Raw genomic sequence first — 14,573 nt, 5'->3', positions numbered from 1 at the left:
ATGGCGAAAGTGTCGATGAAAAAGAAGGCGCTGGCGCTGGCCCTGCTGCTGGCCGGCGTCGGCGGCAACGCCGCGGCGATCAGCCTGCAGCAGGCCTACGAGGCCGCGCTGAAGAACGATCCGCAGTACCGGATGAATTTTTACGAGAACGAATCGGCCAAGGAAAACCGCATTCTCGGGCGCTCGAACCTGCTGCCGCAGGTGTCGGCCAGTTATTCGGCCAGCCGGAATATCGCGGACCTCGAAGTCATCTCGAGCAATCCGAAACTCGGGAACGAGTTGACGCATCCGCGCTACATCAGCCGCTCGTCGGCGGTGCAGGTGCGCCAGCCGATCCTCAACCTGGACGGCTGGATGCGCTACCGCCAGGGCAAGGTCCAGACCGAGCAGGGGGCCAAACAGTTCGAGTCCGACACCGCCCAGGTGATCCTGCGCGTGGTCGGCGCGTACTCGGACGCGTTGTTTGCCGAGGACCAGGTCGCGCTCTCGAAAGTGCAGCGCGACATGTATCTGGAGCAGATGAAGGTCAACCGGCGCCTGTTCGAAAAAGGCGAGGGCACCAAGACCGACATGCTGGAAACCCAGGCACGCCTCGACCTGGCCGAGGCCCAGCTGGTCGAGGCCGAGGACAACGCGACGGCGATGCGCGACACGCTGGCGGGCGTGATCGGCATGGACCCGGGCACGCTGGATCCGCTCGGCGCCGATTTCCACTTCCAGGACAGGGCGCCGAAGTCGTTCGAGGACTTGCGCGCGGCGGCACTCGCGCACAATCCGCAACTGGCGGCGGCGCGCCTGGCCGTCGAGAATGCGCGCCTGGAGATCCAGCGCGACAAGGCCGGGCATGCGCCGCGCGTCGACCTGATCGCCGCCTACAGCAAGGATGACGCGGCATCCCTGACCACCTACAACCAGAACACGGTCAACCGCACGATCGGCGTGCAGGTGAACATCCCGATCTACCAGGGCGGGGCGATCAATGCGACGACGCGCCAGGCGGCGGCCAGCTGGAACCGTGCCCAGGCCGACTTCGACAACCGCACCAATCAGGTGATGGTGGAACTGCGCAAGGCGTACGACCTCGTCCAGAACAGCACCGCCAAGATCAACGCGCTGGAGAAGGCCGTCGCCTCCGGCCGGGAGCTCATGAAGGCCACCGAGCAAAGCATCAAGGGCGGCGTGCGCATCAACCTCGACCTGCTGAACGCGCAGCAGCAGCTGTACACGAGCCAGCGCGACCTGGCGCAGGCGCGCTATATGTACCTGCTCGGCCTGCTTCGCATGCGCGCGGCCGCCGGCACGCTGGACGCAGGCGCCGTACGCGAAGTTGCCGCATACTTCCACTGAGCGTCCATCCGGCGGCGGCGCCCCGCGCGGCGCCGCCGGCTCCTTTCCGCACGACTTCTCCGCGATTATTTCCATCATGCAAATTGCATTTAGTTAACAATTTGCCTGATTGCAGTGAGTAACCACTTCTTTCAAGAAATAGTATCCATGCGGAATCCGCATGCGCACTGCTGGGTTGCTGGCGCCATTTATATTCTAGCTATTGTAGTATTTCCTCACATTTCGACATGGAGGTAATAATGGCAACCGCGAACACAACGACCGTCGAGCAGTTGTATATTGCATATTTCAGCCGCCCGGCGGACCCCAACGGTCTGACCTATTGGGACAATGTGCTGGCGACCGATCCCAACGGGGTGCAGCAGATTTCCGCGGCCTTTGCCGGGTCGCAGGAGTACAGGGACACGTATGCCGGCCTGGACAACCAGGGCGTCGTGCAGGCCGTGTACCAGAACCTGTTCGGGCGTGCCGGCGAGCAGGCCGGCGTCGATTACTGGACGAATGCGCTGAACAACCACACGATCACCGTCGACAATGCCGTGACCGCCATCGCCGCGGGTGCCCAGAACAACGACAAGCTGGTCTACAACGGCCGCGTGGCCGTCGCCACGGCGTTCACCGAACACGTCGACCAGCCCGCCGAAATCGCGGCCTATTCGGGCACGGCGGCGAACCTCAAGGCCAAGGCCTTCATTGGCACGATCGTCGATTTGGCGAGCTCGGCCAATGCCATCAATCCTGGCGTGATCGACGCCCAGATCGCCGACATCGTGGGCACCCCGACCGGCACCGACGTACCGCACCACCTGGCCTGATCAACGTTGTGCCCGACGTTTCATATCGCATTCGCGATTGGGACAGGCGTGAACGAGGCTGGCGGGCGCGGCCGCTGCGGCGCCCAAGGCCTCCTCGATGCAGCGCAGGAAGGAGATGACGATGGCCGAGCTGAGCACCCAGGTGCAGGACTTGTATGTCGCGTATTTCGGCCGCCCGGCCGATTATTTCGGACTGCAGTACTGGACAAAAATGGCGCCCACGCCCAGCGGGTTCGCCGGGATGGTCCAGGCGTTCGCCACCTCCGCGGAATACCAGGGCATGGTGAGCGGCATGGACAACCGCGCGCTCGTCGACACCGTGTACGAGCACCTGTTCGGCCGCGCGGCGGAGACGGCCGGCGTCGATTACTGGGCCGGCCTGCTGGACAGCAAGGTGATTTCCATCGCCGACGTCGTGACGTCGGTCGCGAGCGGCGCCCAGGGCCTCGACAACGTCGTCTTCCAGGACAAGGTCCAGACGGCGGAAATCTTTACGGACCACCTCGACCAGGCCAACGAGCGCCTGGCCTACACGGGCGCGAACGCGAACACGCTGGCCCACGATTACCTGGCCGCGATCAAGGACGAAGCCTCGGCGGCGTACGCCCTCGACCCGGCCAATATCGATGCGCTGATCGCGAAGATCAGCACCGTGATCTACACGGCAGGCATGGAAGAACCGGTGCACCTCGTCGGGGTGCAGCCGGGTTGACGACGGGGCGGCGGGCTCAGGCGCCCGCTTCGTTCGCCATCGTGCTGCCGGCCGTCTTGCCACCCGCGCAATTCGGACACGATTTCCCCACCACATACTCCGGCGCCAGTTGCTGGCGCGGCGTGACAACGGCGCGGCAGGCAAAACACTGCACGGTTTCCGTCGGTTCCAGCTTGGGGTTGAGGGCGGTACGGTAGTCGAACACGAAGCAGTCGCCCGTGTAGTGGTCGCCGCCCACTTCCTCGAAATATTTCAGGATGCCGCCGTCGAGCTGGTAGACGCGGTCGTAGCCGATGTTCTGCATGTGGATCGCCGCTTTTTCGCAGCGGATGCCGCCCGTGCAAAAGGTCACGACGGTCTTGCCCCGGAGCTCGTCCTTGTGTTTCTCGACGACGTCTGGAAATTCGCTGAACTTGTCGATGCGGTAGTCGAGCGTGTTGTCGAACGTGCCGACGTCCACCTCGAACGCGTTGCGGGTTTCCATCATGACGACCGGGACGCCGTCGTCGTCATGGCCCTGGTCGAGCCAGCGCTTGAGCGTCTTCGGCGCCACGGATGGCGCGCGGCCCAGTTCCGGCTTGATCAGCGGCATGCGCATCGTGATGATTTCCTTCTTGATGCGGACCAGCATGCGGCGGTGCGACTGGTCGGTCGACAGGCTTTCCTTCCACTCCAGGTCGGCCAGGCGGGCGTCGCTGCGCACCCAGGCGAGGTACTGGTCGACCGCCTCGCGCGGGCCGGACACGAACATGTTGATGCCTTCCGGCGTCAGCAGGACAGTACCCTTGAGGGCCAGTTCGGTGCACAGCGCCTGGTATTGCAGGCGCATCTCTTCGAGGTTGTCGAGGCTGACGAACTTGTAGGCGGCGATATTGACGTGCATGATCGTTAAAGCGGAGGAACGTGAAATGAAGCCTTCTATTATATGCTAGAAAATGCGGGCAGCTGAGCCCAGCAGACGACGTCGCATTCGCGGCAATTGGCATTACAATGCTTTTCTTTCATGCAAGCCTTCCGGCCTTCCCATGCAATCGCTGAACCTGCAATACAACCCGCGCATCGACCAGTTGCGCTGGCTGGCCGCCACCATCGTTTTTTTATTTCATTTCCACCTGGAGTACCGCGTCCTGGGCGGGGCGCCGCTGGCGAGCAACTGGGCGGCCCTGATCACGGAAGGGCATACGGGCGTGGGGCTGTTCTTCACGCTGTCGGGTTTCTTGTTCATGCAGATCGCGCTGGCGCAAAAGACCATCGTCTACCGCGATTTCGTGCGCAACCGCGTGCTGCGCATTTTCCCCCTGTTCCTGACGATCTTCCTCGTCGCGACGTCGATCGGGCGCGATAATTTCCAGCCGCAGGACCTGCTGTACCTGTTCGCCACCAACCTCGGCCATGCGCCGACGTCGGGCACGGTGGTCACGGGCGCTGCCTGGACCATTTCCCTCGAATTCCTGTTCTACCTCGTTTTCCCGTTCCTGGCCCGCTTTGCGCTGGAGCGGGGCAAGCGCTACGTGCTCCAGCTGCTGGTGCTGATGGCGTTCTTCAAGCTCGCCGCCTATACCGTCAACGACAACAGCACGCTGATGTATTTCTGCACGTTCGTCGGCCGCTTCGACCAGTTCCTGATCGGCATGCTCGCTGCGATGTTGTACCAGCAATACCAGCCCACGCTGCAGCGCCACGCGCCGTGGCTGCTCGTGGCCGCGGCCGCGCTCGTCGTGTGGGACACCGCCACCATGCACCGCCTGGCGCCGTTCGGCGCGACGCCGAAATCGTCGTTCTGGATCTTCTGGTCGATGGCGGAGTCCGCCGGCTGGGCCTTCTTCATCGTCGCCTGGGTGGGATTCCGGCCGCGCCTGCCGGACGTCGTCGAGCGCGTGCTGTGCCACGGCGGCAAGGTCAGCTTTTCCTTCTATCTGCTACACATGGGGCTGCTGCACCTGCTGGCCCAGCGCGTCGGCCTCGTGCACCCGACCGGCCGCGGCTGGCTCGACGCCGCCCTCATGGTGGCCGTCAGCTATGGCGCGACGTGGATGCTGGCGACCCTCAGCTACAACAGCATCGAGGAGCCGTTCCTGCGCATGCGCCGCCGCTACGGTGCCGACCGGCCGGTGCAGGCGGGCGTGGCCGTGCAATGATGGATTGATCACGCGGCCGCATCTTGTCAAGAGCGCCACCGTGCCTGGATGCAACCATCCCGTCCGGCCGTCCGAGGTAAAATGACAGGATGACTTCCCCGATCTTCACCCACCTCCGCGTCCATACCGAATACTCGATCGTCGACGGCCTCGTCCGCATCGACGACCTCGTGGCCGCCGCCGCCCGCGACCAGCAGCCGGCGGTGGGTGTCACCGACCTGGCCAACGCATTTTGCCTCGTGCGTTTTTACAAGGCGGCGCGCGGCAAGGGCATCAAGCCGATCGTCGGGGTCGACGCCTGGATCACGAACGACGAGAACCGCGAGAAGCCGTTCCGCCTGCTGATCCTGGCCAAGAACAAGACCGGCTACCTGCAGATCTGCGAATTGCTGTCCAAGGCGTGGCTCACCAACCAGTACAAGGGCCGGGCCGAGATCCGCGTCGAGTGGCTGGAAGCGCTGGCGACGAGCGTGTCCACGCTGGAGCCGGACGTGCCGCAGTCGAACGCCCTGATCGTGCTGTCGGGCGCGCAGTTCGGCGACATCGGCCACGCCATCGACAACGGCGACCTGGACAAGGCGGAAGCGTGCGCGCGGCGCTGGGCGCAGATCTTCCCGGGCCACTTCTACGTCGAGATCCAGCGCGCCGGCCAGCCGAACCAGGAACAGCAGGTACGTCACTCGGTGGCGCTGGCGAACCGGCTCGGGCTGCCCGTCGTCGCGACGCATCCGGTGCAGTTCATCAGCAAGGACGAATTCATCGCCCACGAGGCGCGCGTCTGTATCGCCGAGGGCGAGATGCTGGCCAACGCCAAGCGCGTGCGCCGCTTCAACGAAGGCATGTGCTTCAAGTCCCAGGCCGAGATGGCCGAGCTGTTCAAGGACCTGCCGGGCGCCCTGGCCAACTCGGTGGAGATCGCCAAGCGCTGCAACGTGACGCTCACGCTCGGCAAGCCGCAGCTGCCGAACTTTCCGACGCCGGGCATGACCATCGATGAATTCCTCATCGCCGAAACGAAGAAGGGCCTGGAAGAGCGCCTCGTCGAGCTGTACCCGAACGAGGAACAGCGCGAGAAAGAGCGGCCGCGCTACGAGGCGCGCCTCGAGTTCGAGAACAACACCATCATCAAGATGAAGTTCCCGGGCTACTTCCTCATCGTGGCGGAGTTCATCCAGTGGGGCAAGAACAACGGCGTGCCGATCGGCCCGGGCCGCGGTTCCGGCGCGGGTTCGCTGGTGGCGTACGCGCTCAAGATCACCGACCTCGATCCGCTCAAGTACAACCTGCTGTTCGAACGTTTCCTGAACCCGGAACGCGTCTCGATGCCCGACTTCGACATCGACTTCTGCCAGGAAAAGCGCGAACTGGTGATCCAGCACGTGAAGGACCTGTACGGCCGCGACGCCGTGTCGCAGATCGCCACGTTCGGTACGATGGCGGCGAAGGGCGCGATCCGCGACGTGGGCCGCGTGCTCGATTTCGGCTACAACTTCTGCGACGGCATCTCCAAGCTGATCCCGTTCAAGCCGGGCAAGCAGGTGTCGATCGCCGAGGCGATCGAGGAAGAACCGATGCTCAAGGAACGCCTCGAGAACGAGGAAGAGGTGAAGCAGCTGATCGAGCTCGCGCAGCAGGTCGAAGGCATCACCCGCAACATCGGCATGCACGCGGGCGGCGTCTTGATCGCCCCCGGCAAGCTGACCGACTTCTGCCCGCTGTACACGCAGGGCGGCGACGCCGGCGTCGTGTCGCAGTACGACAAGGACGACGTCGAGGCGGCCGGCCTGGTGAAGTTCGACTTCCTGGGCCTGACCACGCTGACGATCCTCGACCGCGCCGTCAACTACATCCGCGGGCTCGACCCGGCCGACAAGGATTTCGACCTGGCCAGGCTGCCGCTGACGGACCGGCCGACCTATAAACTGCTGACGGATGCGAAGACCGTCGCCGTGTTCCAGCTCGAAAGCCGCGGCATGCAGGGCATGCTGAAAGATGCGCGTCCCGACCGCTTCGAGGACATCATCGCGCTCGTGGCGCTGTACCGTCCGGGCCCGATGGACCTGATCCCCGACTTCTGCAAGCGCAAGCACGGCGAAAAGTTCGACTACCCGGACCCGCGCACGGAGTCCATCCTGTCCGAGACCTACGGCATCATGGTCTACCAGGAGCAGGTGATGCAGATGGCGCAGATCGTCGGCGGCTACTCGCTGGGCGGCGCGGACATGCTGCGCCGTGCGATGGGCAAGAAGAAGGCCGAGGAAATGGCCGAGCACCGCGCGATCTTCCGCGCCGGCGCCGCGAAGGACGGCCTGTCGACCGAAAAGGCCGACGAGATCTTCGACCTGATGGAGAAGTTCGCGGGCTACGGCTTCAACAAGTCGCACGCGGCCGCGTACGCGCTGCTGTCGTATCACACGGCGTACCTCAAGGTCCACCACACCGCCGCGTTCATGGCAGCCAACATGTCGCTGGCGATGGAAGACACGGACAAGATCAAGATCCTCGTCGAGGACTCGATCGACATGTGCGGCCTGACGATCCTGCCGCCGGACGTCAACGAATCGCAGTTCCGCTTCACGCCGGAAGGCCCGCCGCCGTCCGTCACGGGCAAGCAGGTGAAAAACATCCGCTACGGCCTGGGCGGCGTGAAGGGCGCGGGCCAGGGTGCGATCGAGGCGATCATCGCGGCGCGCGAGGAAGGCGGCCGGTTCAAGGACCTGTTCGACTTCTGCAAGCGCGTCGACCGCAAGCAGATCAACCGCCGCACGATCGAATCGCTGATCCGCGCCGGCGCGATGGATTGCTTCGGCACCGACCGCGCCGTGCTGCTCGCGTCGGTCGCCTTCGCGATGGAAGCGGCGGGCCAGGCCGCCGCCGCCGCCAACCAGGTCAGCCTGTTCGGCGGCGACGATTCCGACCTCGTCGCGCCGCCGGAATACGTGAAGGCGACGCCCTGGACCGACCGCCAGAAGCTGGCCGAGGAAAAGACCGCGCTGGGCTACTACCTGTCGGGCCACATGTTCGACTCGTACGCACAGGAAGTGCGCCGCTTCGCCAAGACCAAGCTGAAAGACCTGGAGCCGTCGCGCGATCCGCGCATGCTGTGCGGCGTGATCACGGGCGTGCGCACGCAGCTCACGCAGCGCGGCAAGATCCTGATCGTGTCGCTGGACGACAAGTCGGGCGTCGTCGAGGTCACGATCTACAGCGAGCTGTTCGAAGCCAACAAGAACATCTTCCGCGAGGACGAATTCCTGCTCGTCGTCGGCAAGGTGTCGGAAGACCGCTTCAACGGCGGCCTGCGCATCACGGCCGAAAAGGCGTTCGACATCGCGACGGCGCGCATCCAGTACGGCCACAAGCTGGAGATGGACGTGGCGTGCACCATCGCGCCGGCCAAGCTGGCCGAGATCCTGCAGCCGTACCGCCACGAGAACGGCCTGCCGGTCAGCCTGCGCGTGACGCCGCAGGGCATCCCGTGCATCCTGCAGCTGGGCGACGCGTGGCGCGTGGCGCCGTCGGACGAACTGAAATACGCGCTCGAGCTGCACCTCGGGGCGAAAGAGGTCGCGGTCGAATATTGATCGGCGGGGATGCGATTGGTGGGCACGGGGTGCCCACCCTACGCAATCGGACGGCCTTTGCCATTTTGGAAACCGGCAGCGTCAGCCGTTATTTGTAGGGTGGGCGGCCCCCGCCCACCATTGCGAACCGATCGCGCCGCCTGTTACTTCCTGAGGACGACGATCCCCGCCTGGTGCTTGGAGAACAGCACCGTGCACGCGCCCACGAGCGCGCGCATGCCGGGGATGCGCATCACCTTGCCGAGCAGGCCGCGCAGCTCGCGCCGGTACAGCGCGATGTACAGATACTGGGCGTGCGGGTGCACGGAAAAGCCCGTGAAGCCGGCCTTCTTCGCGCCGCGGATGATTTTCGCGGGATGCATGTCGCGTTCCGTGACGCCGAATTCCTGCATGACGGCGGCCGAGCGTTTTTCGTGGCCCCGTCCCGGCTCCGACGTGATGCAGATGCCGCCCGGCTTCAGGGCCCGGTATGCGCTCCTCAACGCGCCGACTTCGTCGACCGCATGGTGCAGGCAATCGAAGAACACGACCACGTCGAATTCGTTCTCGAACGCCAGCGACTCGTAGTCGCCCACGACGAAGTCGAGATGTTCCAGGCCATTGTCGTGCTTGAGCCGGCGCGCCGCGTCGATGGCTTCCGGCACCAGGTCCTGCCCGATCACGTGGTAGCCCTTCTTCGCGAACAGCACGCTGGTCCAGCCGGTCCCGCAGCCCATGTCCAGCAGGCGGCCCCCGTCGGGCATCAGGCCCATCATGGCGCCGAGTTCCATCAGGTACATGCCGCACTGGCTGTCCGACCACGGTTTGTGCGCGGCGTGCCGCATGCCGTCCGCGCCGATGTTCTTGAAATAGTCGTACTCGCCTTGCGTCGCCATGTGCCCGTACCGAATTCAGCAAAAACGGTATTCTAATGGATGAACTCGTGCAGCAATGCGCACAAGACAAGACTATTTGTTGAGCGGGCGCCGGCCGGCGCCCGCTACGCCGCCGTGTTCGCGTGCTCGCGCAACCCGATCGTTGCCTGTGTAACCTTGTTCGCGGCGCGTTCAAGGACGACTTGCCGGTTGCTCGTCTCCTGGTCGCGCCGGGCCTCGCGGTGCCACAGGTGGAACACTTCGGTGGCGAAGGCGCCGTCCTTGCGCATCACGCCGGCGTGGAACAGGCGCACGACGAGGTCGGAATCCTCGTGGCCCCAGCCCGTGAAACTCTCGTCGAAGCCGTTCACCCGTTCCAGGTCGCCGCGCCACACGGCCAGGTTGCAGCTCTTGATGCGGCGCCAGGAAAACTTGCGCGACGTGCGTCCCAGGTCGGGCCAGCGCAGCCCCAGCGGCTGCAGGGTCTTGTTCAGGTCGCCGCGCAGCCGCCAGCGCAGGCGCGTGAGCGGGGACGTGGCGGCGACATCGATCCCGTCGTCCAGCACCCGGCGCGTCAGGGTCTCGGACATCAGGATGCGGCTGCCTGACACGAGGCAGCCGGGCCGGGCCAGCGCGCGGTGGCGGGCGATGAAATCGCGCTGCGGGACGCAGTCGCCGTCCAGGAAGATGATGTAGTCACCAGTGGCGGCGAGAATGCCGCGATTGCGTGCCATGGCGGCGCGAAACCCCACGTCGGGTTGCCAGACGTGGCGTAGAAGCACCGGTGAAGCGGCTGCCAGCCGTTCGACGCAGGCACGCGTGTTGGCAGTCGAGCCATCATCAGCGATAATGATTTCGAAATTCTTGTCGTTCTGCATGAAACATGCCCGCACCACCGCCTCCAGCGCGTCTGGCCGGTTATAGGTGGTGATCACGACGGAGATTGTCTGAGCGTGACGCATAAGGTCCGTTGTACACTGCTGTATTCAGGGGCAAGAGTATCCCACAAGAACATCAATGAACAGTAATCCGACGAATACGAGGGAGCCGATGCGGGTCTGGATCGGCGCCCTGGCCTTCCTGTTACCCTTTTCGAGCCTCGTCACCTCGTTCGGCGTGAGTCTTGCAAGTTTCCTCTTCCTGGTCAGCGCCTTGATATTGTTCAAACCGTGCCGTGATGCGCTCGTGCGCCACTGGCCGGAGGTGCGCTGGGTCGTGCTAGCCTTCCTGCTGCATCTCCTGTTCGTGCTGGCCTGCGCGCTGCTGCGCGGCGAAAAGATGAGTGTGGTGGAAAAACCGGTGCGCATGCTCCTGTCCCTGACCGTGCTGGCCGCCGTGGTGGCGAGCCGCGCGCCGCGGCGCGCGCTGTGGTGGGGCGCGAGCGCGGGGGCGGTGGCGGCGCTGCCGTTCATCGCCTGGCAGCGCTTCGCCCTGCACATCGAACGCCCGGGGGGCTTCATCAATTCGATCACGTTCGGCGACCTCGCGATGCTGCTGGCGCTGCTGGCGCTGGCCGGCGCGATCGACATGCGCGACCGCCCGCGCGATGCGCTGCTGGCCGGCGCCGGGGCGCTGGCGGGCTTCGCCGCGTCCGTGCTGACCGGCACCCGCGGCGGGTGGGCGGCGCTGGTGCTGGCGGCGCTCGTGCTGGGGCGCCATGCGGGCCGGATCGACAGCCGGCGCGGGCGTGCGCTGCTGGCGGCCGGCGTGGCCGTGCTGGCCGCGGCCTGGTTCACGCCGGCGCTGGGCGTGCAGGAACGCTTCGCCGAAGGCGTCCATGACGCCCGCACCTGGTACGAGGGCGGCACCGTGTGGACGAATGTGGGGACCCGGCTGGAATTGTGGAAGGGCGCGGTCATGCTGATCCGCGAACACCCGTTGTTCGGCATGGATTTCGATGCGTGCCGCGCACGCCTGGCCGAGTATGCACAGGCCGGCCGGCTCGATCCAATGGTGCTCGAGCTGCCGCACCTGCATAATGACGGGTTGCAGGCCCTGGCGACGGGCGGCGCGGTCGGCTTCGTCATCTGGGCCGCCACCCTGGCCGCGCCCCTGCGGTTTTTCCTGCGCCGCCTGGGGCGGGCGACGGAAGCGCGCGCACCGCAGTTCGCGGTCGCGCTGGGCGGGGCGCTGGTGGTGCTCGGCTATGTCGGTTTCGGGCTGACGGAAGTGATTTTCTGGTCTATGAAGGGCAGTCTGTTCTATGCGCTCATGGTGTTTCTGCTCATGGGCTTCTGCCTGAACGCGAAAGAAAAAATTGGATAACAGCGTCATCATCAAGCGCCTGTGGGCGATCCTGAAGCCGTATCGCGGGCGCGCCTTCCTGTCGCTGCTCGCGATGGCGTTGACGGCCGCCACCCAGCCGTTGCTGGGCAAGGCCTTGCAGTTGCTGATGGACATGGGCTTCAAGAACAAGGTGCCGTTCAGCCTGTGGTGGATCCCCGGCGTGCTCGTGTCGATCTTCGTCCTGCGCGGCATCGGCACGTTCGCCACCGCCTACTACAACAACTGGGTGCTCTCGCGCGTGCTGAACGACTTGCGCGCCCAGGCCTTCGCGCGGCTGCTGCGCCTGCCGGTCGCGCGCTTCCACGAAGAGTCGACGGGCAAGGTGATCAACACCGTCGTCGGCGACGTGCGCCAGGTCGTGGACATGATCCAGTCCGTGTTCATCTCGTTCGTGCGCGACGTGCTGGTCGTCATCGGCCTGCTCGGCTCGCTGCTGTGGCTGAACTGGAAGCTGACCCTCGTCGCGATCGTCGTCGTGCCGCTGACGGCCGTGATCGTGCGGACGACGAGCCGCCGCCTGCGCCACCTGAACCGCGAAAACCAGCGCGTGACGGCCGAGATGACCCAGGTCGTCGAGGAAGCGGCGCGCGGCCACCAGGTGATCCGCGTGTTCTCCGGCGAGCGCTACGAAAACCGCAGGTTCTTCCTGCGCAGCGAGGCGCTGCGCGGCTTTTCGCAACGCATGACGGTGGCGTTCGCGGCCACGACGCCCGTGACGCAGATCGCCACGTCGCTGGCGCTGTCGCTCGTCGTCGTGCTGGCGCTGCGGGCCGACATGACGGTCGGCGAATTCACCCAGTTCGTTACGCTGATGCTGATGCTCCTGACGCCGCTGAAGGCGCTGGCCGAGGTGAACGGCCCGATGCAGCGCGGGATCGCCGCGGCCGAGACCGTGTTCGAACTGATCGACGCGCCCGTCGAGCACGATCCGGGCACGCGCACCCTCGCGCGCGCGCAGGGCCACGTGCGCTTCGAGCACGTGACGTTCCGCTACCCGAACGCGCATGCGCCCGCGCTGGACGACGTGTCGCTGGACGTGAAGCCGGGCCAGACCGTCGCGCTGGTCGGCATGTCGGGCGGCGGCAAGTCGACGTTCGTGAACCTCGTCACGCGCTTCTACGAGCCGGAATCCGGCCGCGTCCTGCTGGACGGCATCCCGTACCAGGACATCGAATTGTCGTCGCTGCGCGCCCAGCTGGCGCTCGTGAGCCAGAACGTCGTGCTGTTCGACGACACGCTGCGCGCCAACGTCGCGTACGGCGCCGAGCACGTCGACGAGGCGCGCCTGCACGCGGCCATCCATGCCGCGCACCTGGGCGACGTCGTCGCGCGCCTGCCGGAAGGCGTCGACACGATGATCGGCGAGAACGGCATGCGCCTGTCGGGCGGCCAGCGCCAGCGCGTTGCGATCGCCCGCGCCATCTACAAGGATGCGCCGATCCTGATCCTGGACGAGGCCACGTCGGCGCTGGACAACGAATCGGAACGCGCCGTGCAGGCCGCCCTCGACACGCTGATGGCGGGCCGCACCACGTTCGTGATCGCGCACCGCCTGTCGACCATCGAAGGCGCCGACCTGATCGTCGTGATGGAACACGGCCGCATCGTCGAGCAGGGCACGCACGACCAGCTGCTGGCGCAGGGCGGCATGTACGCCAACCTGTACCGCCTGCAGTTCTCCGCCCTGGTGGAAGAAACATGACCGGGAAGAGCAACGAGCGGGCGCGGACCCTGGTCATTTCGCCCAACTGGATCGGCGACGCCGTGATGGCCCAGCCCCTGCTGCGCCTGCTCAAGCAGGCCCACCCGGAGCGCGCCATCGACGTGCTGGCGCCGCCGCAGGTGGTGCCCGTGTGGCGCCGCATCCAGGAAGCGGACGATATCCTGGTGACGCCGTTCCGCCATCGCGCCCTGCAGCTGGGCGAACGCTGGCGCTACGCGCGCCTGCTCAAGGAGCGCGGCTACAGCGACGCCTACGTGCTGCCCAACACGCTGAAATACGCGCTGATCCCGTGGCTGGCGCGCATTCCGCGCCGCGTGGGCTACAAGGGCGAGATGCGCTACGGGATGGTCAACGTCATGCACCACGACGAGAAGCCGCCGCGCTCGATGGTGCCGTTCTACGCGGCCCTCGCGCGCGAGCCCGAGCTGCCGCTGCCGGGCAAGCTGGCGCGCCCGTTCCTCGTCGTCGGCGGGGAAGAGACGGAGCAGGTCGGGAAACGCCTCGACGTCGACCTCGCGCGCCCCATCGTCGCGTTCGCGCCGGGCGCGGAATTCGGCATCGCCAAGCGTTGGCCGCCCGCGCATTACGGCGCGCTGGCGGCCCGGGTCGTGGACGCCGTGCCGGGCGTGCAGGTCGTGCTGCTCGGCTCCCCGAACGACCGCGAGACGTGCGCCCAGGTGCAGCAGCATGCCGGCGCGGCCGGTTCGGCGGTGCTGAACCTGGCCGGCAAGACGTCGCTCGACGACGCCATCGCCCTGCTGGCGCAGGCCGGTGCCGTCGTCTCCAACGATTCCGGCCTGCTGCACATCGCGTCGGCGCTGAACCGTCCGGTGGTGGCCTTGTACGGTTCGACCGATCCGGACTACGCGCCGCCGCTGTCGGAAGTGGCGCGCACGGTGTCGCTGCGCCTCGAATGCTCGCCGTGCCGCAAGCGCGAGTGCCCGCTCGGGCATCACGATTGCATGAACAAGATGGGTGTGGAGCGGGTGTGGAGCGAGTTGGTGCCGATCCTGGTGCCGGTCCGCGACAACCGTAGGGTGGGCACTTCCGTGCCCACGCGGTGATACGCGACATTGAATAATTCGCGTCCGTGCCGGCGGACGTTGAACGCGTG

The 14,573-nt window shown here is 65.8% G+C and carries 11 protein-coding genes; 8 read left to right on the top strand and 3 right to left on the bottom strand.

The window, feature by feature from the left end; translation table 11 throughout:
- The 3 genes from ACEN9Q_RS21120 to ACEN9Q_RS21110 all read left to right on the top strand — a co-directional run bounded on the left by ACEN9Q_RS21120 (nt 1) and on the right by ACEN9Q_RS21110 (nt 2,874).
- The gene (locus ACEN9Q_RS21120; protein WP_495625929.1) at nt 1-1,347 is read left to right on the top strand and encodes a TolC family outer membrane protein; all 1,347 of its coding nucleotides are present in this window, start codon (nt 1-3) and stop codon (nt 1,345-1,347) included.
- A 227-nt stretch (nt 1,348-1,574) separates the two neighbouring features.
- Nucleotides 1,575-2,162, top strand: a complete 588-nt coding sequence (locus ACEN9Q_RS21115) for a DUF4214 domain-containing protein (RefSeq protein WP_495625928.1) — start codon at nt 1,575-1,577, stop codon at nt 2,160-2,162.
- Between the two features lie 121 nt (nt 2,163-2,283).
- Nucleotides 2,284-2,874 (top strand): DUF4214 domain-containing protein, encoded by a 591-nt coding sequence (locus ACEN9Q_RS21110; protein WP_495625927.1) that lies wholly within the window; start codon nt 2,284-2,286, stop codon nt 2,872-2,874.
- Between the two features lie 16 nt (nt 2,875-2,890).
- On the opposite strand, the gene ACEN9Q_RS21105 is transcribed toward ACEN9Q_RS21110, so the two are convergent.
- On the bottom strand, nt 2,891-3,760 hold the full coding sequence (locus ACEN9Q_RS21105; RefSeq protein WP_495628977.1) for a sulfurtransferase: 870 nt from the start codon (nt 3,758-3,760) through the stop codon (nt 2,891-2,893).
- Between the two features lie 139 nt (nt 3,761-3,899).
- Between ACEN9Q_RS21105 and ACEN9Q_RS21100 the strand changes: the two genes are divergently transcribed.
- Nucleotides 3,900-5,012, top strand: a complete 1,113-nt coding sequence (locus ACEN9Q_RS21100) for an acyltransferase family protein (protein ID WP_495625926.1) — start codon at nt 3,900-3,902, stop codon at nt 5,010-5,012.
- 89 nt (nt 5,013-5,101) lie between these two features.
- A complete protein-coding gene (dnaE, locus tag ACEN9Q_RS21095; protein ID WP_056449823.1) occupies nt 5,102-8,596 on the top strand; it encodes a DNA polymerase III subunit alpha in 3,495 nt (1,164 codons plus the stop codon).
- A gap of 143 nt (nt 8,597-8,739) precedes the next feature.
- Here dnaE and ACEN9Q_RS21090 read toward each other — a convergent pair whose 3' ends face one another.
- Nucleotides 8,740-9,471, bottom strand: a complete 732-nt coding sequence (locus ACEN9Q_RS21090) for a class I SAM-dependent methyltransferase (protein ID WP_056449821.1) — start codon at nt 9,469-9,471, stop codon at nt 8,740-8,742.
- A gap of 104 nt (nt 9,472-9,575) precedes the next feature.
- The gene (locus ACEN9Q_RS21085; RefSeq protein ID WP_495625925.1) at nt 9,576-10,412 is read right to left on the bottom strand and encodes a glycosyltransferase family 2 protein; all 837 of its coding nucleotides are present in this window, start codon (nt 10,410-10,412) and stop codon (nt 9,576-9,578) included.
- A 55-nt stretch (nt 10,413-10,467) separates the two neighbouring features.
- Here ACEN9Q_RS21085 and ACEN9Q_RS21080 point away from each other — a divergent pair, with 55 nt between their 5' ends.
- Genes ACEN9Q_RS21080 through waaF form a run of 3 tightly spaced genes read left to right on the top strand, consistent with a single transcriptional unit; the run spans nt 10,468 to nt 14,523 of the window.
- Complete coding sequence (locus ACEN9Q_RS21080; RefSeq protein WP_495625924.1) at nt 10,468-11,715, top strand: O-antigen ligase family protein; 1,248 nt, start codon at nt 10,468-10,470, stop codon at nt 11,713-11,715.
- Nucleotides 11,708-13,438, top strand: coding sequence for a lipid A export permease/ATP-binding protein MsbA (gene msbA / locus ACEN9Q_RS21075; protein WP_056449815.1), 1,731 nt, complete (start codon nt 11,708-11,710; stop codon nt 13,436-13,438). Before ACEN9Q_RS21080 ends, msbA begins: the two co-directional genes overlap by 8 nt.
- On the top strand, nt 13,435-14,523 hold the full coding sequence (gene waaF, locus ACEN9Q_RS21070) for a lipopolysaccharide heptosyltransferase II (protein WP_495625923.1): 1,089 nt from the start codon (nt 13,435-13,437) through the stop codon (nt 14,521-14,523). Before msbA ends, waaF begins: the two co-directional genes overlap by 4 nt.
- Nucleotides 14,524-14,573 lie beyond the last annotated feature (50 nt).

Source organism: Massilia sp. Masssp93 (assembly GCF_059491295.1).
Note: the sequence above shows the minus strand (reverse complement) of the source record. Positions and strands in the feature narration are given on the sequence as shown.

Excerpts from the sequence above, each read along its gene's own strand:
- ACEN9Q_RS21120 (WP_495625929.1), top strand. The coding sequence starts at position 1 with ATGGCGAAAGTGTCGATGAAAAAGAAGGCGCTGGCGCTGGCCCTGCTG.
- ACEN9Q_RS21115 (WP_495625928.1), top strand. The coding sequence starts at position 1,575 with ATGGAGGTAATAATGGCAACCGCGAACACAACGACCGTCGAGCAGTTG.
- ACEN9Q_RS21110 (WP_495625927.1), top strand. The coding sequence starts at position 2,284 with ATGGCCGAGCTGAGCACCCAGGTGCAGGACTTGTATGTCGCGTATTTC.
- ACEN9Q_RS21100 (WP_495625926.1), top strand. The coding sequence starts at position 3,900 with ATGCAATCGCTGAACCTGCAATACAACCCGCGCATCGACCAGTTGCGC.
- dnaE (WP_056449823.1), top strand. The coding sequence starts at position 5,102 with ATGACTTCCCCGATCTTCACCCACCTCCGCGTCCATACCGAATACTCG.
- ACEN9Q_RS21090 (WP_056449821.1), bottom strand. The coding sequence starts at position 9,471 with ATGGCGACGCAAGGCGAGTACGACTATTTCAAGAACATCGGCGCGGAC.
- ACEN9Q_RS21085 (WP_495625925.1), bottom strand. The coding sequence starts at position 10,412 with ATGCGTCACGCTCAGACAATCTCCGTCGTGATCACCACCTATAACCGG.
- ACEN9Q_RS21080 (WP_495625924.1), top strand. The coding sequence starts at position 10,468 with ATGAACAGTAATCCGACGAATACGAGGGAGCCGATGCGGGTCTGGATC.
- waaF (WP_495625923.1), top strand. The coding sequence starts at position 13,435 with ATGACCGGGAAGAGCAACGAGCGGGCGCGGACCCTGGTCATTTCGCCC.